At 62.6% G+C, this 22,843-nt stretch carries 17 protein-coding genes; 13 read left to right on the forward strand and 4 right to left on the reverse strand.

The genetic code is table 11. The annotated features are described in order from the left end of the window. Nucleotides 1-11: 11 nt before the first annotated feature. Entirely contained in the window at nucleotides 12-839 is an 828-nt protein-coding gene (locus RWT78_RS02680) for a transglutaminase domain-containing protein (RefSeq protein ID WP_003943248.1), read from the reverse strand. 88 nt (nucleotides 840-927) lie between these two features. Between RWT78_RS02680 and RWT78_RS02685 the strand changes: the two genes are divergently transcribed. Next, nucleotides 928-1,941, forward strand: a complete 1,014-nt coding sequence (locus tag RWT78_RS02685; RefSeq protein WP_232508959.1) for an ABC transporter substrate-binding protein — start codon at nucleotides 928-930, stop codon at nucleotides 1,939-1,941. Here RWT78_RS02685 and RWT78_RS02690 read toward each other — a convergent pair. Further along, entirely contained in the window at nucleotides 1,916-3,208 is a 1,293-nt protein-coding gene (locus RWT78_RS02690) for an MFS transporter (RefSeq protein WP_314673656.1), read from the reverse strand. The genes RWT78_RS02685 and RWT78_RS02690 overlap by 26 nt on opposite strands. A 132-nt stretch (nucleotides 3,209-3,340) precedes the next feature. Between RWT78_RS02690 and RWT78_RS02695 the strand changes: the two genes are divergently transcribed. Further along, nucleotides 3,341-4,462 (forward strand): endonuclease/exonuclease/phosphatase family protein, encoded by a 1,122-nt coding sequence (locus tag RWT78_RS02695; protein ID WP_314673658.1) that lies wholly within the window; start codon nucleotides 3,341-3,343, stop codon nucleotides 4,460-4,462. Here RWT78_RS02695 and RWT78_RS02700 read toward each other — a convergent pair. Further along, a complete protein-coding gene (locus RWT78_RS02700) occupies nucleotides 4,433-5,512 on the reverse strand; it encodes an alpha/beta fold hydrolase (protein ID WP_314673660.1) in 1,080 nt (359 codons plus the stop codon). The two genes, RWT78_RS02695 and RWT78_RS02700, sit on opposite strands and share 30 nt — an antisense overlap. 106 nt (nucleotides 5,513-5,618) lie before the next feature. On the opposite strand from RWT78_RS02700, the gene RWT78_RS02705 reads away from it, so the two are divergent. Further along, nucleotides 5,619-6,221 (forward strand): TetR/AcrR family transcriptional regulator, encoded by a 603-nt coding sequence (locus RWT78_RS02705; RefSeq protein ID WP_257233128.1) that lies wholly within the window; start codon nucleotides 5,619-5,621, stop codon nucleotides 6,219-6,221. On the opposite strand, the gene pip is transcribed toward RWT78_RS02705, so the two are convergent. Then, a complete protein-coding gene (gene pip / locus RWT78_RS02710; RefSeq protein WP_314673666.1) occupies nucleotides 6,209-7,168 on the reverse strand; it encodes a prolyl aminopeptidase in 960 nt (319 codons plus the stop codon). The two genes, RWT78_RS02705 and pip, sit on opposite strands and share 13 nt — an antisense overlap. Before the next feature lie 101 nt (nucleotides 7,169-7,269). On the opposite strand from pip, the gene RWT78_RS02715 reads away from it, so the two are divergent. The 10 genes from RWT78_RS02715 to RWT78_RS02760 all read left to right on the forward strand — a co-directional run bounded on the left by RWT78_RS02715 (nucleotide 7,270) and on the right by RWT78_RS02760 (nucleotide 22,835). Continuing rightward, nucleotides 7,270-7,728 carry a hypothetical protein gene (locus RWT78_RS02715; RefSeq protein ID WP_277377658.1) on the forward strand — a complete coding sequence of 153 codons (459 nt, stop codon included), beginning with the start codon at nucleotides 7,270-7,272 and terminating at the stop codon, nucleotides 7,726-7,728. 4 nt (nucleotides 7,729-7,732) lie between these two features. Further along, a complete protein-coding gene (locus RWT78_RS02720) occupies nucleotides 7,733-8,329 on the forward strand; it encodes a hypothetical protein (RefSeq protein ID WP_007730333.1) in 597 nt (198 codons plus the stop codon). A gap of 84 nt (nucleotides 8,330-8,413) precedes the next feature. After that, the gene (locus RWT78_RS02725) at nucleotides 8,414-9,028 is read left to right on the forward strand and encodes a helix-turn-helix domain-containing protein (RefSeq protein WP_314673670.1); all 615 of its coding nucleotides are present in this window, start codon (nucleotides 8,414-8,416) and stop codon (nucleotides 9,026-9,028) included. Between the two features lie 15 nt (nucleotides 9,029-9,043). After that, nucleotides 9,044-9,904, forward strand: a complete 861-nt coding sequence (locus RWT78_RS02730) for a 3-hydroxyacyl-CoA dehydrogenase (protein WP_030536170.1) — start codon at nucleotides 9,044-9,046, stop codon at nucleotides 9,902-9,904. 184 nt (nucleotides 9,905-10,088) lie between these two features. Further along, complete coding sequence (locus tag RWT78_RS02735; protein WP_003942919.1) at nucleotides 10,089-11,132, forward strand: ParB/Srx family N-terminal domain-containing protein; 1,044 nt, start codon at nucleotides 10,089-10,091, stop codon at nucleotides 11,130-11,132. Between the two features lie 182 nt (nucleotides 11,133-11,314). Next, a complete protein-coding gene (locus RWT78_RS02740; RefSeq protein ID WP_314673677.1) occupies nucleotides 11,315-16,783 on the forward strand; it encodes a glutamate synthase-related protein in 5,469 nt (1,822 codons plus the stop codon). A gap of 31 nt (nucleotides 16,784-16,814) precedes the next feature. After that, on the forward strand, nucleotides 16,815-18,587 hold the full coding sequence (locus RWT78_RS02745; protein WP_314673678.1) for a sulfite reductase subunit alpha: 1,773 nt from the start codon (nucleotides 16,815-16,817) through the stop codon (nucleotides 18,585-18,587). A 46-nt stretch (nucleotides 18,588-18,633) separates the two neighbouring features. Beyond that, a complete protein-coding gene (locus RWT78_RS02750) occupies nucleotides 18,634-19,527 on the forward strand; it encodes a hypothetical protein (protein WP_003943234.1) in 894 nt (297 codons plus the stop codon). A gap of 129 nt (nucleotides 19,528-19,656) precedes the next feature. Then, nucleotides 19,657-21,288, forward strand: a complete 1,632-nt coding sequence (locus RWT78_RS02755; protein ID WP_314673681.1) for an ABC transporter ATP-binding protein — start codon at nucleotides 19,657-19,659, stop codon at nucleotides 21,286-21,288. Then, nucleotides 21,288-22,835 carry an ABC transporter ATP-binding protein gene (locus RWT78_RS02760; protein ID WP_314673682.1) on the forward strand — a complete coding sequence of 516 codons (1,548 nt, stop codon included), beginning with the start codon at nucleotides 21,288-21,290 and terminating at the stop codon, nucleotides 22,833-22,835. The genes RWT78_RS02755 and RWT78_RS02760 overlap by 1 nt, the downstream gene beginning before the upstream one ends. Nucleotides 22,836-22,843 lie beyond the last annotated feature (8 nt).

Genomic DNA, 22,843 nt, shown 5'->3' on the forward strand with positions numbered 1-22,843 from the left:
GCACCAGCATCTCAGAAACGAATCAGCTTGTCCGGCACGCGCAAGTCATCGTGCTCGTACAGTGCTCGCACGGCAACGGGATCGTCGGCGGCGCACACCGCGGCGACATCGTCCAACAGTAGGTCGTAGTCGGCGCCTGTCTTTCCGTCGTAGGCGTCCGTCATACGACCCCACTCGTCCCACGGCAGAGTTTCGACCTTGTTCATCGCGGCGAGGTCCTTCACAGCGTTGCCGCGGATCTCGGCCGGCCCCCAGTTCTCGGTGCCGTACACCCCGAACTGGGACGCGTCGATCTCGCCGCGTCGATACGCCAGCCACGCCTCACCACCACTGAGGAATTCTCCCGGCTGCAGATCATGGGCGTGAGGAAGGACGTTCTGTCCGAGGATCTCGGAATCGATGCGGATCCACCGCTTGCCCGCGTCGTCCCAGTACTCGGTGATCCAGTGGTCCACGCCCTGTCCCGGTTGAAAGTAGGTGGCAAAACCACAACGGACCCGGGCGGCAAAACCGCGGTAGCGCAGAAACGCACAACTCGAAACTGCAAAGTGCCGACAGGTTCCGACGACCCGCTTGTCCGGTTCACGGGCGGAGGTCACCGGTGCCGGATCGAGCGCAAGCAGGCGTTGGAGCAGAACGCTTACCGGCCGGATCTGGTTTTCGTCGAATCGGTCGGCAGGCAGATTCAGCGACTGAGCATCGGTGGGTTGGACCACCAGGTACGGCACTACCCGGCATATTTTCACGGGGTCGGTGGAGAGCGACTCGAGGGCGAGCATGTCCACCCCGTCGATGCGGGTGAACGGTCCTGCTGATGTGTAGTCGAGAACCGCCGTCATGGGCGGACACTAACAAACACTGCCGACACAGCAACTCCACTATGGTTAGGGTCCCATAACCATGAAACCCGAGGTTGCCGTGAACCCTATGTTGAGCCGCCGTGCCATGCTGTCCGTCACCTTCGCAACAGCAGCAGGTTTCGCCCTTGCTGCCTGCGGCGACAGCGCGAAGGACGAATCCACTCCCGGCACCGAAGGTGCTCACGCCGAGGCCAACGCCTTCCCGGTGACGATCGACCACAAGTTCGGCTCCACCACCATCGAGCAGGCACCCAGCCGCATCGCAGCGGTCGGTATCGGCGACGCGGACGTTTTGCTTTCCCTCGGGCTGACGCCCGTCCTGGTCCCGGTGTGGAAGGGATCGACCGACGACGGAATCGGCGTCTGGGCCGACTCTGCAGTCCAGGGCGCGGAGCCGACGCCATTGGCCAACGCCACCACCGATTTCGACATCGAAACGATCGTGGCGGCAGCGCCTGACTTGATCATCGCCGTCAACAACGCGATCGACGAGGATCTGTACAAGCAGCTCAGCGCCATCGCGCCGACGGTGCTGCACGCCGCCGATCAGACGGATTGGGTTCTGCCCTGGCAGGAAGTCACGACCCGTATCGGCACCGCTGTGGGCGTTCCCGCGCAGGCAAAGCAGGAGGTCCAGGAAGTCGAAGACCTCATCGTTCGCACCCGCGCGGAGAACCCCCAGTTCGAAGGCAAGACAGCAGCTCTCGTCATTCGCTGGAGCGATGGAAATCTTCGAGCGTTCAGCCCCGAGGCTGCGCGCGCTCAGCTGCTCACGCAACTGGGGTTCACGGCGCCTGCCGCACTGAAGGACCGGTTCGCGGGCAAGCTGAACTACGAGATCTCCGCCGAGAACTACGACCTCCTCGAGTGCGACTACCTGCTCTTCGACAACTACGAGAAGGCTCGCGCCGAGATGGAGTCGCAGCCGGCGTTCACCAATCTGAACGTGGTCGAGACCGGAGGCCTGATCAGCTTGGACCCCATCGTCAGTGACGCGGTGTCCATGCCGAACCCGCTCACCATTCCGTTTGTGCTGGAAGATTTCGTCGCAAAGATCAATCAGACGATCGCGGGTCGATAACTTTCGTTCGGCCTGACCACACCCACAACACCACAGCCGACACGGCCACGCAGAGCGCAACGATCACCCATGGTGACGCCGGCGCTGCGTGGCCGTTGTCGACGAGGTCGTACACGAATCCGACTCCCACGGTTCCCAGGAGCGCGAGCAGACCGCCGATCGTGTTGAGCATGCCGAAGTGCGCTCCGAGGTTGCTTTCACGACCGAGGATCGCGATGGTGTCTCGCATCGGCGGCACCATCAACATCTGTCCCAGGTGCAGCAGCCCTATCCACACCGCCAGACCGACTATCTGCGTCGACGCCGAAGCTGCGGAGTCGACGCCGGTGACCAGCGGAACCAGGAACGACACCGAAATGAGCACAAGCCCGAAGGTGATCGCGCGCCGATGCCCGATGCGGTGGGCAACCGCGACCGTCGGTCCCTGCCCGACGATCACCAACACCGCCGCGCCCACGTAGAACCATCCCAGCGCCGACTGCGAACCGATTCCGCGCTCGAGCTGTTCCGGAAGCATCAGGTACAGCTGGCTGTACGCAACCAGCTGAAAACTGCACAGCGTCGCGAAGAGCAGAAAGTTGTTGTTGGTCAAGACACTTCGCCAGACGTCGCGCAGCGTATAGGTCGACACCGGGCCGTCGTGGGCATCGCCCGGTCGGGGGAACCAGATGAAGAACCCGACCCACATGATCGCGAAGAGCAACGCGGCGCTCGACGCCGTCCACGAGAACGGAAACATCAGGAGAGCAGCTCCCAGCGCCGGACCGATCACGGTTCCCAGGCGGCTGCACATCTGTTCCACTGCAAACAAATCGGTACGACGCATAACTCCGGCGGACTCGAGTTCGCGTCCGTACTCCGCGTTGGCCGACTCCACTGCGGGCGCGAAGAGCGCGGCAGCAAAGCCGACCAGGAGCACGCCGACGATCACGGCGCTCATGCTTTCTGCCAGACCGAGCATCAGAAAACCGACTACACGAACGGCTATGCCCAGCAGGATGATCGGACGCTTGCCGAACCTGTCGGCGAGGCTTCCACCGATGAAGAACATGCCCTGCTGACTGAACATCCGCAATCCGAGGACGAGGCCGACAATCCAGGCCGCAAATCCGAGGTCCTCCGAAAGGTGCACCGCCAGAAAGGGGACAACCAGATAGAACCCGATGTTGAACAGCACCATCGAGAGGAGGAGCAGCTTCACCACCGGCGGCAGGACACGAACCTTCGCGAAGGTCTTGCTACCGGGGAAACGCTCGCTGAGTACCACGATCAGAAGACTATTGCCCGCACGGCGTTCTGTGGAAATCTGCCATTTTACAATTGGTTAACTGTCCGTTTAGGTAGCGATGGTAATCATCTTCCGGGGGTTCGAGCACACGACAACGAGAGCCGGGATTTGATGAATGGATTGACGCGCCGCCAGATGGTCAAGGCGATGGCGGTAGCCGCGGGCACAGTCACCGCGAGCGCATTTACATTGGGTGCCAATACCTCCGTCGCGGGGGCGAACCCCGCGCAGGAGATCAAAGTGCTCTCCCTCAACACCTGGCACGGCGGAACCAAGATCAACGGTGGCCTGCAGCTGATCGCCGACATGATCATCTCGACACAGGCGTCGATAGTTCTCCTGTCGGAAGCCGGCACTGCGACAACTGCATTGGCCGACATGCTGACCAAATCAGGAACCACCTTCTACGGAGCAGCGTCCTCCGACGTGGGGATTCTCTCCAAGTTTCCGATCGAGGAAACAGCCGACCTGAACTCGATGATCAAGGCAGTCGTGACGGTCGACGGCAAACAAATCGCTGCTTACTCGGCACATCTGGCCTACACGTCCTACGCGACGTATCTACCGCGCGGATACGGCGCGGGTGTTCCCAAGCCCGGAGAGTTCTCCGAGTTCGGCTGGAACAAGATGCCGTCCGGTCCGGTCACGGACCCCGAGACGGTTCAGCGCGTGAACATCAATTCGGGACGACCCAAGGCAATTTCGACGTTCGTCGACGATGCGGCAAAAGAACGGGCCAAGGGCAGATCCGTCATCCTCGGTGGCGATTTCAACGAACCGTCGGCCCTGGATTGGACCGACGGCACGCGAAATCTGTTCGACCACAACGGTGTAGTCGTTCCTTGGGAATCCACCCGCCTGCTCGACCAAGCCGGATTCGTCGACGCTTACCGCAGTAAGTACCCGAACCCGGCCACACACCCGGGCTTCACCTGGCCGTCCGACAATCCCGACGTCGACACCTCACAGCTCACCTGGGCACCCGAGGCAGACGAACGCGATCGGATCGACTACATCTTCGCCGATCGCGCTTCGGACCTGAAGCTGGGATCCGTCGGGATCATCGGCCCGCGAAAGACGATCGTGCACAACCACAGAGTGGAAGAGAACTCCCAGGACAACTTCATCGCTTCGCCGACGCCGTGGCCGACCGATCACAAAGCCGTTCTTGCGACGTATCGTTTTGCCAGCTTCGGCGGCGGATCATCGACCGGTTCGTGGAGCGGTTCCTGACAGGGCATCTCGTAGCCAGTCGATCATCATCGGCGTCAACTCGGGCAGCTTGGTCACTGCGCAGTGCCCCGCATCCGGGATGACGTGTACCTGAGTGTTCGGGCGCTCCTCGAAGAGGGTGGTGTCCGAGAGCGGAATGTGAACGTCGTCGGCCCCGTTGACCACAAGCATCGGGGTCCGGCCGTCGTCGGCGGTCATCAAGACACTGCGATCGAACGCACGGAGACCCTCTACCAGCGCCTCTTTGGTTGCCGGGGCATCGAAACCCAGTGCGTTTCCGACGATGTCGCCCATGCCGTAGACCAGGCGCTCGGCGTTCGCGGTCTCGAACGCGCCCTTGACCGGGGCGCCGATGTTGATCACCGCATCGACGGCGCCGGTCAACCCCGAGCGCACGGCGAAGTTGCCACCGAAGGAGACTCCCAGGTGCGCCACCTGCCCGTTGCCGAGAGCGCGAGCCGTCGATACGAGCCCGTCGAGCACCTCGTCGCCGAAAGCATCGAGAGGAACGGGTGATTCACCAGTTCCCGGCTGATCGAAAGCGACAACCGTCACCCCGGCGTTCTTCGCGAACGCGCTGGCCAACGGATGCATGTCCATCTTCCAGCCGTCGACGCCGCCGCTGAGCAACAGGACGGGTGCGTCTTCGTACCGTCCGTCCGCCGAGAGGATGTGTACCGGTAGCTCGATCTCGCCGTTTCGGTAGGGCAGGGACAGGATTCGACGCTCGAACTCGAGCCCGAATCCCGGTGCTGCCTTGACGTATTCGTCCACCTGATTCTGCAGGGCCCGGCGCCGCGAATCGTTGGCCAGGACGGGGAACTTGGCGATTCCGTAGATCATCGCCGCGAGTGAATGATTGCCGTCGGCGGAGTACTTTGCTGCCAACGCCGACCACTCGTACGACCAACCACCCGGCGCGTCGGCCCAGGTCGAGTGGATGGACGCGCGCAGTTCCTCGAGATCCGAGACGGGGAGCCCGAAGCTCAGAAACTGTCCTGTGCGCTCTTCGAAGAGGCCTCGGTGATCGACAGGAAATTCGTATGACATGGGAAAACACCCCTCAATTCATCTCTAATGCAACGATCAGTTGCATTAGCTCAGTGAACCACGTGCCTCCAGCTAACACAACACCTTGTTGCGATAAGGTTGGCTCATGACTTCGACACCACAACGGCCCGGAGGGCGTAGTGCCAGGGTGCGCGAGGCCGTCCTGGCAGCCACGGCGGCCGAATTGTCCGAACGCGGATTCGCGGCGATGACTATCGAGGACATAGCCGCCCGCTCCGGAGTCCACAAGACCACGATCTACCGGCGGTGGAGCACGCTGTCCCAGTTGGTGGCCGACGCGGCGATCGAGGTATCGGCAACCACCGTCCCCATCCCGGATACCGGTTCCATCGAATCCGACCTACGCGAGATGGCCAGATCGATAGTCGCACTGGTGACCAGCAAGTCGGGCGGCGCATTGGTGGCTGCACTGTTCTCCGATGCGGTCCGCACGCCCGAGGTCGCGAGACTCAAGCGCGAGTTCTATTCCGCACGTTACGAACTGGCAGACATCGTCGTCCGCCGAGCAGTCGAACGCGGGGAAATCTCCGAGAAGGTCTCAGCCGCTGATCTTCTGGCGGCCGTCGCCGCACCCATCTACTATCGCCTGCTGGTCGCCGATCTACCCGTCGACCAGTCGGTTGCCGATCGTGCTGCTGCCGGCGCGCTCGCCGCGGCCCGCGCCGGTGCACTCGATCAGACCGAATGAGCCAGTGAATTCAGAGCTTCCACGATTGCCTCGTTGAATCCGCCACCGCCATGCCCGGCGTCGTCGAGCACCACCAACTCACTACCCGGCCACCGCTGGTGGATCGCCCAGGCAGTGTCGAGTGGCCCGGAAATGTCATACCGTCCGTGCACGAGAATCGCGGGAATCTCAGCGAGGCGGTCCATTCCGTCCAGGATCTGATTCGGCGCCAGGAAGCAGTCGTTACCCCAGTAATGCGTGACCAGCCTGGTCATCACCCGGCGGAAGTCCGGATTCTGGTATCGAACACTCGGAGTCCACCCCGGCATCAGCGACACGTGCACGTCTTCCCAACGGCACCACTGCAACGCGGCATTCTCGCGCACAACAGGATCCGGATCGGCAAGCAGTCGCGCGTACGCCGCGGGGAGGTTTCCGTCACGCTCGTCCACCGGCAACGGCGCCACGAACTCTTCCCATTCACGCGGAAAAACCCGGCCCATCGCACGGGTGATCCACTCGATTTCGACCCTCGTCCCGCCGGTGATCGCGCCCAGGGCCATCGCTTGCACCCGCGCGGGAAACGCCTGCGCGTACACCAGACCCAAACTCACGCCCCAGGAAAGTCCCGTGACGATCCATCGCTCGATACCGAGATGCTCACGAAGACGCTCGATGTCTTCCACAATGTGCGCCGTGGTGTTCACGGTCAGATCGACGTCCCGACTGCTCGCTAGCGGAAGACTGCGCCCACAGCCTCGCTGATCGAACAGAACTGCGCGAAAGACTTCGGGATCGAAGAAACGCCTGGCGCCGACAGTGCATCCCGAACCGGGACCGCCGTGGAGGTAGAGAACCGGAATGCCCGCAGGATTGCCGACTGTCTCCCAGTACAGACTCTGACCATCCGCCACTTCCAACAGACCGGACTCGTACGGTTCGACGGGCGGGTACAGGACAGCAGTCATAGGCGGTGATTCTTCCATCAAGCTGCCTACTCGAGTAGGCAGCACGCGGCCGAGCAATGGCCTAGCGTGGACAGGACACCACTGCGACGGGAGTACACCAGATGCGTGATGGGTTCAGGTTGCCGGGATACGGCGGCGCCGCAGTCTTCCTTCGCAGTCATGCGGTTCCCGCCACTGTCTTCGAATCCGACGTGCCCACACTCGTTTTCGACGTCGGACTGCTCAGCCCCGACCGCTTCAATCAGTATCTCAGCCGACATACGGACGACGGATTCGTCGAACGGCTGGCGGCGTTCTTCTTTCACGCGGCCGCAGACTTTCATCCCGAGAAATCGCTTCCGGCGCTCACCGACGAACGACTCGGGCTGATGATATCGGTCTGTTCCAGCACCGATCGAGAGGTGGAACTCGACTTCTCACTCGCCGAGGATCCCGAATCGGAGGACACCGAACGCGACGAGATGACCTTCGAGACAAGCCGAGTCGTCCTCGCGACCTCGGCGCAGACGGTTTCTCGACTGACCGGTGGAGTAACCACCCACTTCGACGGGGAGTTGTAGAGACATGGGTTTTCTCTTCGAGGTTCTCGATTTTCCCGAAGGCAGTCGGATGACCGATCTGTGGAACAACACATGGGCTGAGCCGGCAATGGGCGAGGAGATTGCCTCCGGCCACTTCATTCATCTGGGCGACGATCAACACGTCGACGTGGAGACCGATTTTCTCAGTAGCCACTTACCGTTCAACGTGGCAGGCTTCGGTGGAGTCTTTCCCGACGGCAAACCCTGGATGTTCGTCATGCAGAAGGCGCCGGCGGACCTCGCGACCAGGCTTCGCGGCGAGGACGATCCGCACTCACTTCTGCGCGGATCACTCGACCGCGCCATGTCTTTCAACCCTGATGCACTGGTGGCCGAGGAATTGTCCTGGAGGCACGCCGATCTGGTGAAGGTGTACGAGGAAGAGGGAATCCCTGCGGTATCCGTCGCGGGCTGGTCGGTTGCGGATCTCCTGCGTGGCCTCTTGGCGCAGTGTTGCAACGTCGAACTTGCCGCCGTCGTCGCCGGATACCCAGAGTGCGCCTATCCCGAATCGGCGCATGCGTGCGAAGCGGACGTGTTCTCAGACGTGTTCGCCGGTTGGGTCAGCGGACTGCGGTGATGTGACGGAGGAGACTCCACCCTCCCGATATTTCGGAGTAGACTCATTTATGAGCGTGATCCGAAATGGAACGAGGTGAGCGGGATGACGAAGCCGGACCAAGAGCTGGGCCGTCGCGAACGCAACAAACTCGAGAAGCAGACACGCATCTTCGACGCCGCTGCCGAACTGTTCACGGAAAAGGGCTACAGCGCAGTCACAACTCAAGAAATTGCCGACCGCGCCGATGTAGCCGGCGGCACTCTCTTTCGTTACGCCGCAAGCAAAGCCGAGTTGCTGCTCATGGTGTACAACGCGGAATACCGCAAGCAGATCGAATTGGGAGAAGAGCGTGAAGCCAAGTCGACCGGCACAGAAGATCGTGTGCTCGAGCTGGTTTCACCCCTGCTGATCGCAAGTCGCCGAAACGACGAGAACACCGGCATCTACCAACGCGAGGTGTTGTTCGGTGAGCCCAGCGAGTGTTTCCGGGCCGAAGGCCTGGAACTCTCGCAGCGCCTGCAAACGCGGATTGCGCAAATCTTGCACGAGGCACACCCCAACCACACCACCCGAACCACCACTGCAGCGCGAACGATTTCCAACGTGCTGCACTTCGAAATAGCCCGCGCGGCATTGGACCGGATCACGGCTGACGAACTCACGAACATCGTTGCCGCACAGGTCCGATTGACGCTTGCCGGACTACCCACCGAATAGGATTGAGGATCGAAAATGACTGAACTGAAGCAGATCACCGTTCTGGGTACCGGAGTTCTCGGCTCACAGATCGCCTATCAGACCGCCTATCACGGCTTCGACGTCGTCGCGTACGACATCAACGCCGAGGTCATCGAAAAGGCCAAGGCTCGGTTCGACTCGTTGGCCGCGGCCTACAAGGCCGAGAACGTCGAGGGTGCCAAGGAAGGCAAGGCTGACGAAGCGCTGCAACGTATTACGTACTCGTACGATCTAGGCGAAGCCGTCGCCAAGGCCGACCTGGTCATCGAGGCAATTCCCGAGGACATCGCCATCAAGCGCGACACCTACGAGAAGCTTGCCACGGTTGCTCCTGAGCACACGGTGTTCGCTACCAACTCCTCGACGCTGCTGCCGAGCGATCTCAAGGAGTTCACCGGCCGCCCCGAGAAGTTCCTCGCACTGCACTTCGCAAATCACGTGTGGGTCAACAACACTGCCGAGGTCATGGGCACCGAGTCCACCGACCCCGCCGTGTACCGCGAGGTCGTCGAGTTCGCGAAGAACATCGGCATGGTGCCGATCGAACTCAAGAAGGAGAAGGCGGGCTACGTACTCAACTCGCTCCTGGTCCCGCTCCTCAACGCGGCCTCCGACCTGCTGATCGACGGCATCGCCGATCCCGACATGGTCGACAAGACGTGGCGTATCGGCACCGGAGCCCCGTTCGGCCCCTTCCAGATCATGGACGTCGTCGGGTTGACCACCGTCTACAACATCTCCTCCCAGGGCGGCGAGAAGCAGCGCGAATTCGCCGACTACATCAAGAAGAACTACATCGACGAGGGCAAGCTCGGCGTTGCTGTCGGCGAGGGCTTCTACAACTACAAGGGCTGATCAACTGCAAGGCTGATCAACTGCAAGGCTGATCAACCAACCGGCTCACCGCGCGGTGGTTACGACGTGAATTCACGTGGTAGCCACCGCGCGGACGTCTGTTGTCAGTAAGTCCGAAACCACCCTGAGCGATTGTGACGCAAGCTTCTTCACGTGCGAACCCATCATCAGGAGAGATCCCCACATGCGTCGTTCCGCCATCTCGGCACTCACAACACTGGCACTGCTCGGCGCCGGAACATTGGTCAGCACTCCCGCTGTCGCCGCTCCCCTCGCGTGTGGCGGAATCTCCACCGGTTCGTTCTCAGGCTCCGCCGGCGGATCGGAGTACCTGTGCGCCAAGGAAGGTGATCTCCTGGACGTGCGCATCGGCGACGTTCACGCGACACAACCGTCCCTCGGCTACGACGAGGTGTATTACAAGCTCGGGCGATACACGCTCGGAAAAGACACGATCAACAAGAAGTTCGACGACTGGTGTGAGGCGAACGGCCAGATCCAGGCCGCGACCGCTACTGCGGCGTCGACACTGAAGGACCCGTCGTCCTTCACCTGCCAGCTCCCGGTGGGTCAGGAAACCGCGGAGAGCATCGCGCCCATGAAGACCGTGGTCGTCGGTCCCCGCGGCGATCTCTATCTGACCGACGGTCACCACACCCTCACGTCCTTCATCGAGACGGCCGACGGCGGTCCCGACCTTCACGTGCGACTGCGGGTTCTCGGCAACCTCAGCGGCTTGAGTGAAGGTGCCTTCTGGACCGAGATGGAGAAGAACAAGTGGGTCTGGTCGCGTGACGTCGACGGAAACCAGGTACCGGTCCAGGCTCTGCCGAAGAGCGTCGGCCTGGCCAACTTCGCCGACGACAAGTACCGCAGCTTGATGTACTTCTCCCGCGACATCGGATTCGCCGCAGGCACGATTCCGTTCCAGGAGTTCTACTGGGGCGCCTGGGTCCGCGACACCGCGCCCGTCGACCTCACCAACTGGAATCGCGATGATCTCTCCAGCTACCTGGGCACCGTGAAGTCGGTGACCAAAGCACAAACTGCGTTGACGGGCGATGCCGTCGTCGACAGCGGATTCACTGCCACCGATCTTGGCGTCCTGTCGGCCTGGAACGACGGCAAAGCCGAGTCCAAGGGCGAGTTCGCAAAGCTGTCCAAGCCGTACACAGACGACAAGCCGGGCAAGATCGCCTATGCACTTGCCTACAAAGCAACCCTCTGACCTGCTCAGATCCAAGTCACACCAAGTAGACTTGACTAAGGTAAGCCTCTACTCAGTAGTCTGATCCCATTCGGGTGCCGCTTCATCGAAGCAGCGACGCCCTGCCCTGACGGAATACATGCCGTCGTATCTGCCCGGTCGAACAATCTCCGGGCAACCAGGACAGGGAGAAGGTTGCTGCAGTGAGCACGTCCATCGTCGGTTTGTACGACCCCTCAGATGACAAGAGCAGTTGCGGGGTCGGGTTCATCACGCGCAAGGACGGCGTGCAGACCCACGATGTCCTGATCAAGGGGCGAGAAGCACTCTGCTCGGTACCGCACCGCGGCGGTATGTCTTCCGAGGGCGTCGGCGACGGCGGCGGTGTCTCGGTTGACCTCTCCCTCCGCTTCTTCCGCAAGGTCACCGGGCGCTCCGATCTCCGCGCCGGACGCTTCTGCGTCGGCAACTTCTTCCTTCCGGACGACGATGCTCAGCATGCTCGTGCAGCCGCTCTGGTGGAACGCGAACTTCTGGACCGAGGCTTCACCACCCTCGCTGTGCGCAACGTGCCGGTCGACGACTCGGCGATTCGGCCGGCAGCCATCGCGCATCAGCTTCCGATCAGGCAGTGGATTTTCGAGGTCCCCACTCCGCGTCCCGAGCCTGCGGTAGTCGATCGCCTCGTGCACGAAGCTCTGCTCGCCATCGAAGCCATCGCGTACAACACCCCTGCACTACGCGGGTTGTACCCACTCTCGCTCAGCGCGCGAACTCAGGTTCTCAAGGGTCGCTTGAACTCCGACGAAGTGATCCCGTACTTCCGCGACCTGGTCGACCCCGATCACGCCGTGCACACGATGTACTTCCACACGCGGTTCTCGACCAACACGGACCCGCATCCCACGATGGCGCAGCCGTTCCGATTCATGGCTCACAACGGAGAACTGAACACGGACAAGAAGAATCGGCTCTCCGAAGCTGCTGTCGCCAGTGCAAAACGACGTGCGATCGTCCGTCCGCCCGGCCAGTCCGACAGTTGCCGACTCGATCAGACCCTGGAAGCTCGCGTCATCGAGGACAGCGTCGACCTGGTGACGGCTGTGGTCTCGATGATGCCGCCGGCCTGGGAAAACGACACCACCCTCTCCCCCGCAGTGCGGGCGATGTTCGAGTACTTCTCGCTGTACGAGGAGAAGAACGACGGACCGGCAGCGCTGGTGTTCGGCGACGGCACCATCATCGGTGCGCGCCTGGATCGCCTCGGTCTGCGTCCACTACGCACGATCGAGACGCACGACTACGTGTGCGCATTCTCCGAAGCCGGACAGATCGCGTTCGCGCCTGAGACGGTGATTCACCGTGGCCGCGTCGAGGCCGGCGGAATGTTGTACTTCGATCATCGAGACCGCCATACCTACACCGCTCGTGAAGCTCTGGAAAAGATTGCCGCTCAGCGCGACTACCAGTCGTTGCTGGAGCAATCGCGAATCCTGATCAAAGACATTCCCGCCGTGCCAGCGGAGAAGGTCAGCTCCCCGACCCGCTACAACGGCACCTTCGAGGTTCATCAGCGCTACATGGCGTACTCCCTGGATCAGGAAAGTTTCAAATTCCTGATGGATCCGATGCTCACACACGGAGCCGAAAAGGTCTCCGCCATGGGTTACGGCAACGCCATCAACGCATTCAGCGACCGCGAAGGCGGTGTGGCACGTTACTTTTCACAGCGATTCGCCCAGGTCACCAACCCTCCGCTCGACAGCATCCGTGAAGCGGACGGTATGACCCTCCGGGTCGCATTGGGTGCGAAGATGTCCCCCGGACAGGGCAAGCAGATCGTCATCGCCTCGCCGATCCTCGGGCACCTGGACATGCTCAAGATCCGCGAACAGAACCACACTCCGCACCGCCGCTTCGAAATGCTCTACCCCGCCGAGGGTGACGCGCAGGCAATGGTCGACGCGATGACCGCGCTCGGCGATGCTGTTGTAGCCTTCGCGGCCGAACAGGGCGGAATCGCAGTCCTGACCGACCGCCACGTATCTCACGAGCGCGCAACACTTCCCGCGATCATGGTCGTCGGAGCATTGAACCAACGCCTCATCGACGCGGGCCTGCGATTGCGCGTCTCTCTCATCGTGGAGAGCGGCCAGATCGAGTCCTCACACCACGTTGCGGCCGCACTCGGTTTCGGCGCTTCCGCCGTCTACCCGCTGTCCGTTCAGTTGCGAGCCGAGGAGAAGTTCGCCGCTGACCCGGACGCCGCGTTCCGACGCTTCGCGAAGGCCGCCGAGAAGTCCCTGATGAAGACGATGGGACGCGTCGGTCTGTGCACCGTCGAGAGCTACATCGGTGGAGAATTCTTCGAACCCAACTTCCTCGACACTTCCGACCCTGTTCTGCGCCAGTGGTTCCCCAACATGAAGTCACCGGTGGGTGGCGTCGGTTTCGACACCGTCGCGGTGACCTCGAAGCAGTGGCACGAGCGTGCGAGCGAAGTCGGGGGCGAGAAGGATCTGCCACTGCTCGGCCTGTTCAAGGAGCGTGCAGACGGCGCAGGGCATTCGTTCGGTACCACCGCGGTCCGTAAGTACGTCGAACTCACCGAGGAGAAGATCGCGTTCGACAGTCCCTCCGGAACAGAACAATTCGAGGCTCTACGTCTACTGCCGCTCGGACGGCTCGACGACGCCTTCCGCCTCGATGCGGGGGCCTACCGGGCGACGAGCTTCGACCAGTTGACCACCGAGCAGATCGACGACTTCGACATCACCGCCGGGTACCGGGACTTTTCCACTGTCATGGCTGCGGAACGATCGCGTCGTCCCGCCGCGTTGCGCGATGTCATCTCCGTGCCCGGTGATGTCACATTTGCGGTGACAACAGCCGAGTTCACCGACCAGATCAGCCGATTCTCGGTGCGCGGCAATAAGACGATCGTGATTCGTGGAATCCGGTGTGAATCTGCCGCGGACAGCCGGTACACACTTAGCCTGGACGGTCCACTGGCCGACGACACCGCTCGGGTGGTAGCACTCGGCGATGCTCTTTCCGTCGCCTTTGCCGACGACGTCACCATCGAGGCCACCGACCCGGATCTGGTGCTGAATGCAACCGGTATTGCGGCAGAGTTCCTTTCCAAGCTGAGGGTCGCACCGGCAGGTGTACCTCTCTCCGAGGTACAGAGTGCAAGCGACATCACCCCGAAGTTGGCGTCGGGTGCCATGAGCCATGGCGCACTGAACGCTCCGGCGCACGAAGCCGTCGCGCACGGCACGAACATGGTCGGTGCGATGTCCAACAGCGGCGAAGGCGGCGAACACCTTTCGCGCTACAACACGATTCGTGCATCGCGCATCAAGCAGTTTGCATCCGGACGCTTCGGAATCTGGGCGGGCTACCTCGCCGATCCGATGCTCGAAGAGATCGAGATCAAACTCGGCCAAGGCGCAAAACCCGGTGAGGGCGGGCAGCTTCCGGCCGCCAAGGTCACCGTCGACATCGCTGCCGCCCGCGGCGGAACGCCCGGCGTCGAACTGGTTTCGCCGCCGCCTCACCACGACACGTACTCGATCGAGGACCTCGCTCAGCTCATCCACGACTGCAAGGCAGCTCGCATTCGGGTGATCGTGAAGTTGGTGTCCTCGGAAGGAATCGGCACCATCGCCGTCGGTGTCGCCAAGGCCGGCGCCGACGTCATCAACGTCGCCGGAAACACCGGTGGCACCGGCGCCGCTTCGGTGACCAGCCTCAAGTACGCGGGCCGTGCGGCCGAGGTCGGTATCGCAGAGGTCCATCAAGCTCTGTGTGCCAACGGCCTTCGCCAGAAAGTCGTTCTGCGATGCTCGGGCGCGCATCAGACCGGCAGCGACATCATCACTTCCGCCCTACTCGGCGCAGACAGCTTCGAGTTCGGTACGTCGGCGCTGATGATGATGGGCTGCGTCATGGCCAAGAACTGCAACATCAAGTGCCCCGCCGGTCTGACCACCAACCCGGAACTGTTCGACGGCGATCCCCGCGCGATGGCGCAGTACCTTCTCAACATCGCTCACGAAACTCGGGAACTGCTCGCGAATCTGGGAATGCGATCCCTTCAGGAAGCGCGGGGTCGAACGGATCTCCTGCATCTGCTCGATCACCCGTCTATTGTCGGCAATCTGAAACTGGACGCGATGTTCGAGTCCGCCCCGGACATCCCCATCGACAATCCTGTGTACCTCGAACGTGAGTACGCGCTCGACGAGAAGATCATGGACGAGGTTCGTACGGTGTTCTTCAACCGTGGCGAGGCCTCGGTCGCCGTGTCCGGACCTGAATTCGCCGAAGGTGCACTGCACCTGGGTAACCGGAACAAGAGCGTCGGTGGTCAGTTGGCGATCGACCTCGAACGCGAACTCAACTACGGAGCGCCCGGCCTTCTCGCTCCGGGAGTACTGACCGACGAGCGTGGGCGTCGCTACCTGGCGCCGGGCAGCGTGCGCGTCCTGACGACCGGATCTGCGGGCCTGTCGTTCGGCGCATTCTGCAACGACGGCATGCACCTGGAACACACCGGGACATGTAACGACGGCGTAGGAAAGAGCATGAGCGGCGGCGTGATTGCCGTGCGTAGCCCAGGCGGCGGCTCCAGTGACGCCGGTGGAAACGTGTTGATCGGCAACTTCGCGCTCTTCGGCGCCACCGGTGGACGAGTGTTCGTCGAAGGTGAAGCAGGCGATCGCTTCGCAGTTCGCAACTCCGGCGCCTGTGCTGTCGTCGAAGGTGTCGGAGACTTCGCCGGCGAGTACATGACCAACGGTGCTGTCGTGAATCTCGGCGAGTTCGGCAAGGGTGTCGGCAACGGCATGAGTGGTGGCTTCTTCTACCAGTACGACCCTCGTGGCGAATTGGCACTGCGAGCAAGTACCGATTCCGTACTGCTGGGTTCGATCACCGCTGCGACCGACCCTCTTGCCGCTGTCCACAACCACGCAGTACAACTCCTGCTCGAACTGCATGTGGAGGCAACGGGATCCGCGCTCGGAACCCGACTGCTCGAGAACTGGGAAGTCGAACAGCACTCGTTCGTCTACGCGATGCCCAAGGCACTGATGCTCTACCAGGACAGTGATGCAATCCTGGCTGCGAAGTCGCACAAAGAGCTCCTCGAAGAATTGGCGTCCGCCATCGCAGCACGTCAGGTCCGCACCTTCAAACTCGCAGTGCGCGACGGGCGCCCTGCACTGAACGGAGCAGTCCCTGCCTACGGCGAGACCGATACGGCGACGATGTATGCGCTGCTCAGTGCGTACACCGTGCTTCACTTCGCGCAACAACTCGCCGCCGCCCGCACGCCGGGTGCGTCCGGACCCGACGATCCAGCAGTGCAGAAGGCGGCCCGAAACCTGGTGCTGACCGAGGACTTCGCCCTCGTCCAGCACTTGGTCAAGTACTCGAAAGAGATTCTGGCCGACTACGACGACGAACAGTTGGCTGCGTTGATTGCAGCCAAGCGGGTCGACGACTACAAGCAGGCGCTGAGCCTGCGCAACGTGTTGGCCATGGACAGCCCGGCGACGTACGGGTGGATTCTGTTTCAAGACAACAAGAATCGGGACAAGCTCGGATCACTGCCGAACTTCGACGAACTGTTCGCTTCGCGCACGATCCCCGACCTGGTGTCCTGACCTCCTCCCCCGAACGTAGGTGAGCTTCAAAATGGAAATCCCGTACATCCCCGAATACGCACCGTTCAACGGCGACCAGCGCGCGTGGCTTTCCGGATTCCTGGCCGGTCTACACTCGCGAACTGTCATGTCCGGTCAAACCGGTATTGCAACAGCGACAGTGGAGAGAGCTGCCGGCGCAGCCGTGCACATCCTTTACGGAAGTCAGACCGGCAACGCGGAGTCCGTGGCTGAAGACGCGGCCGCAGCTGCTCGTGCCCACGGTCTCGATCCACTTGTCGCGAGTCTGGACACCGTGGATATCAATGCACTTTCCGCCATGCGCCGGGTGCTCGTCATCACCTCCACCTACGGCGAGGGCGAGATGCCCGACAACGCGCAGTTGTTCTGGGATGCAGTCGAATCCGAGAGTGCGCCCCGGCTCGAGGGTCTCTACTTCGGCGTGCTCGCACTCGGTGACACCAGCTACGACGGGTACTGCCAGTCGGGAAAGAACATCGACGCCCGCTTCGATGCGCTCGGTGGGACCCGGGTTGTCGACCGCACCGATTGCGACGTCGACTACGAGGATGCTGCGGCCGAGTGGATCGTTCGGGCCGTCGCTGCGGTGGCCGGTGTCGACGGTGATGCGGGGGCCGCTGCCTCGCCGGTTGCGCCCGCTCAGACGAAGATCAAGTCCCAGTGGACTCGCAAGAACCCCTATCCTGCAACCGTTCTCGCCAACCGGCTGTTGTCCGGCGAGGACTCAGCCAAGGAAGTCCGCCACTTCACCTTTGCGCTCGGCGAGGACGGTCTGGACTACGAGGCCGGAGATGGATTGGGCATCCGCCCGATCAACGACCCCGCCCTCGTCGAGGCGATCATCCATCAGCTCGGTGTCAGCGGCGATTACGTGGTTACCGCGAAAGACGGCTCGTCCGCACCGTTGGACCAGGTGTTGACCAGCGACTACGAGATCTCGATTCCCTCGCGCGATTTGATCGAAGACATCGCCCGACGCAGCGGCGACGCCGAACTGCAGCACATTCTCGACACGGAAGATCGGGAAGCGCTCGATGCGTGGCTGTGGGGCAAGGACGTTCTCGATCTCCTGCAGTTGGACAACAGCATTCGATTGAATCACGAAGATCTGCTTGCACTTCTTCGCCCGCTGCAACATCGGGTCTATTCGATCTCCTCCAGCCCGCTGGCCCACGACGGCACCGTGCATCTGACGGTAGCGAGTGTGCGCTACCGCTCGGGCGAGCGGGACCGCGGCGGTGTCTGCTCGACGTACCTGGCGGACCGCGTCGGCGAGGGAGATCGGGTCGGAGTTTTTGTCTCCAAGAACAATTCGTTCCGCCTACCCGCCGATGACGCTGTTCCCGTCGTGATGATCGGCCCCGGAACCGGCATCGCACCCTTCCGCGCTTTCCTGCACGAGCGTCGCGCGCGCAACGCGTCGGGGCAGAATTGGCTGTTCTTCGGCGATCAGCATCAGTCGAGCGACTTCATCTACGAGGACGAGTTGAACGGGCTGACCCGTGACGGTGTCCTGACTCGTCTCGATCTGGCCTTCTCGCGCGATCAGTCCGAGAAGATCTACGTTCAGACTCGCATGCGCGAGCAGGGCCGGGAGTTGTTCGACTGGCTCGAAAACGGTGCGCACGTGTACGTCTGCGGCGACGCCACGCGGATGGCGAAGGACGTCGACGACGCGTTGCACGAGGTGGTCGCGGAGCACGGCGGATTGGATGCGGATGCCGCCGAGGATTACGTCAACAACCTCAAACGATCGAAGCGGTACCTAAGGGATGTCTACTGAGATGTGCCCGCACCGTGGCGAATGCCGTTGCGCAGCTTTGGCACGCATGTCGGACCTGGACGCACTGCTTGCGCGTCCGGGGTTCCGTGGTGGACGGATCGACACCGCACCTGACGTAGTCGGCGAAATGTTGCCGCTCTTGGACGACGCCGTAGCAATCACCGTCGCAGGCCCGGTGGCTGTCAACGACTCGGGCAAGTACTCCGTTCCGACATTTCCCGGCGATCCGTTGGTCTGCGCGCCCGGGCTCGTCTCTCTGCGTTTGAACGTTGCCTCCCTCGGCTCGGTGGTGACCACTGAAGCAGAGCAGCACCTACCGCCGACGCTCCGCATGTTCGACATCCACGGATCAAGTTCACACACCACGTATTTGACCCCGGCCTCGGATCGTCTCGCCTTCGAAGCGATGCGAACTGCGCCGAGCACTGCGAGGGAAACAAGCCCTCCCATCCAGACATCGAATACGCCCGCATTCTGGGCCCAGGCCGATCAGCTGACACAGCTCGACTTCATCCTCGCGGACGACGGCAGCGAACGTCGTAGCGGCCTGGTCGCTCTGGGCGCCCTCGGTTACCGGCGAGTCGATCCTCACCTCATGGCTGCCGGGATGGAGCACCTGTCCTACCACCAACTGCCCGTCACGACCGTCGTCGCCGGGAACGGATGCCTGCAGATCCACCGTGGTGACCTCGACGCCGCAGCCATGTTCGGGGGGACGCTGACTTTGGCGTCCGACACCTGCCGGACGATGATCGACCTGAATGGTGTCTCGGAGTGCTGGCTGACCCGCACCCACGGCGTTCACGGCCTGACCAGCTCGATCGAGATGTACGACTTCCGCCGCAAATGCGTGGCAGTCTTCACCCAAACGGGTCCAACCGAACCCGCAGTCATGGGCGTGTGGGAAGACGTCATGAGTTCCATCTCGGCCGCATCCTGACACCGACAGATGCTGTGCGAGTGTAAGAAATCGGCGTACCGCGATAACCAAACAGGATGGCCGAAGCCTAGCCTTGGGTTTCGGTCACTTGTCGTGCCTGCATCCTGACGCTGATTCAAGGAGTTATCCATGCCCCGCCCTCTCGTCGAACCGTCGCTGGTCCCGGCCTTGCGCCCGGCGCTGCCTGCATTGGCAGCCGGGGTGGTCTCGGCGGCGGCGTCGGGTGTCGCGATGCTCGGCGCGCTCTGGAGCGTCGTGCAGCTCATCGGTGAACCGTCGATGAGCTGGGCCGGGTGGGCATGTGGGCTGTGGCTCACCGGGGTAACGCTCGCGGCCACGTCGTCGTGGCTCTCGCATCACGCCGAGTCACTCTTCGAGGCCAGGCTTCGACGCCAGCTCGCAGCCCACCTCGTTCGCCTACCGGCAAGCACGCTGTCCCGCTACAGCGGAGACGCGCTGAGGAGGCTCGTTTCGGACGACATCTCGGCGCTGCACCATATGACTGCGCACCTACCGGCCGAGTTCGCCACACTCATCGTGGTCCCCGCGGTCACGATCGCGGCGTTGGTTGCCTCAGCCGGCCCCGTGGCGCTTCTCGCTCTGGCTCCCGGCATCGTGGCAGCTCTGTTCTACCTGGTCGTGATCCCCCGAATGGCCGCTCGGCACAGCGCCGAAAGTGCAGATGTCATGGGCGACATCGTGACTGCCGTGGACGACTATGCCCGCGGCATCCGCGTCTGCCGGATCTACGGCGCGCAGACCGGCGCTGCCGCCGACTATGCAGAATCGACAGCACGGTTCACCCGGGGAATGCAGGAGCGCGTTCGACTCGTGGCTACCCCTGCGGCCGTCGCCGTTGCCCTCATGCAGGCGACAGCGACGTTCGCGATCGCCTATGCCGTCGGATTTCACTGGGATGCAACGACGTTGGCCGCCACCATTCTCTTCAGCCTCGCAATCGTGACACCGGCCCTGCGGCTCGGGCACGGCCTCGACTACGTCGCGGCTGGACGCTCTGCTGCGGTCCGGCTCGCCACTGCCCTGAACGAACCCACTCTCCCTGCCGGTGAAGCACTCACCGTTCCGGCGGCGAGTCCCTCCGACCACCTGGAGATCGTCGACCTGACTGTCACGATCACGGACCGCAGAGTCGTCGACGGCGTCACGCATGCATTCCGCCCAGCCGCGATCACTGCGATCACGGGACCGAGTGGAGCGGGCAAGTCGACGCTCCTGAAAGCATTGGCCGGCTTCGAGATCCCGGAACTGGGTACCGTCCGCTACGCAGGTCGTAGCATCACCGCGATCGACGAGAACCTGCGGCCACAGTCCGTTCTGCTCACACCCCAGGGCGCAGACGTGTTACCTGCCACGGTGCGCGAGAACATCGCGCTGGCCGCCCCCGATGCAACGGACGCGGAATACACCGCCGCACTACGCCGGGCACAGATCGACGTCAGCCTCGACGCCCACGCAGCTTCACTCTCCGGCGGAGAACGTCAGCGAGTCGGGATTGCTCGGGTGTTCCTCTCGCCCGCAGCAGTACTGCTGCTCGACGAGCCGACCAGTGCACTCGACGATCGGACAGCGGCAGAACTGCTGAAAGAATTGCGGCACCTCGCGCACGACGAAGGAAAGACGGTCGTGATCGTCACCCACGACCCCGCTCTTGCAGACGATGCCGACGATCGACTCGACCTCGGCGGTCGAAACGTGAACGAGGCTGCCTCGCACAATGCAGCCCTGACTGGAGCCGAATAATGGACAGCGCCAATGCAGCCCGACGACGCTTGATCACCATCGGACTCGGCTGGGTGTCCGTTGCCGTCCTCGAAGCGATCGCGTACACCACCCTCGCGCTCTCGATCGCTGATCACCGGTCGCCGGTTCTCGTCCTGGCCACGGCCGCAATCGCTCTCTTCGTGACCGTCCTGGTCTCGCGGGGTGGTTACTTCACCGGGGCTCGACTCGTCGGCGATCTCTACTATGCGCTCGGTGACGCCTTCGCCCGCGCGAAGCTGTCCTGGTTCACCGACGACAACCGGGCACTGCTCGCCACCGTCGCCGGGCGCGGAATCCCGTCGCTGATGAGTGTTCCCGCGCACCAACTTCAGACCTTCCTGGTTGCACCGCTGATCCCGCTGCTCCTGCTTCCTGGGATCGCGGTCGTCGCGGGGCCAGGCGTCATGCTGCTCGTCGGTGGACTGCTCGCCGTGTCGCTCGTCGCTCAGACGCTGGCCCATCGTGCGCTCAGCCGAGCGGACGAGCGCCGACACGAAGCCGAGCTCGCAGCAACTCAGTCGACACTCGAGCTCACCGACCACCTCGAATTACTGCGTACAGCAGCCGGTCCCACACGTTCCGTCGAACGAATCGAGCGAAGCTGGCGGAATCAGGAAGCCGCGCTTGCACGGACAAATCTCGCCGCGGCACCAGCGACATTCATCTCGGCGATCGCCACCATTGTGCCGCTGGCAGGTGCAGTGATTTTCCTCGCCGCCACCGGATTCGACGATCCCGCAGCCGCTCTCGCGCTTGTCATCCTCACCGCCCGCGCCGCTGCGCCGCTCGACGAACTCGCTCTGGCCGGAATCGGAGTCAACGAGCTGCGCGCAACGGTTCGCGACTACCGCGCCGCGACTTCGGCTCCCGCACTGCCTGAGCCCCCACCCCAGGACGCCGCGCGCCCTGTTGGAACGGACATCGAGGTCGCCGGGGTAGATCACGCTCCAGTTCTGCGTGGCATCACCGCGGAGATCCCCGCGGGTGAGCGAGTTCTCGTCGCAGGACGCTCGGGTACGGGGAAGAGCACACTTCTCGGGCTGCTCATGCGCTTCGATGATCCGGACCAAGGCAGCGTCACTCTGGGCGGAGTTTCACTGCGTGACTTGCCCTACGACGATCTGGCGGCACACATCGGCTACGTGCCGCAGGACCCACTCGTGTTCTCGGGCACCCTCGGGGAGAACATCGGACTTGGAAGACCTGGTGCCACCGAAACCGAGATCGAGGACGCCGCCAGGCGCGCTGCCCTCGGCGCCGTTCTCGACCGCTCGACGCTCGGCATTCATCAGGACATCGGACACCAGGGTGCCGCTCTCTCCGGCGGCGAACGTCAGCGGGTGGCGATCGCTCGCGCCTTCCTCAAAGACGCTCCCGTCCTGGTTCTCGACGAAGCCACCTCGGCCCTCGACGAGGCCACCGAGCGCCGTATCGCCGGCGCCGTGCGGGAATTGGCGGCCACCGTCTTCGTCGTCACCCACCGCGACCCCGCCATCTGGGAGCCCACCCGCACGATCACCCTCTGACATCGCTT

The sequence above is a fragment of the uncultured Rhodococcus sp. genome, from assembly GCF_963525155.1.
Taxonomy (GTDB): Bacteria; Actinomycetota; Actinomycetes; order Mycobacteriales; family Mycobacteriaceae; genus Rhodococcus_F; species Rhodococcus_F qingshengii.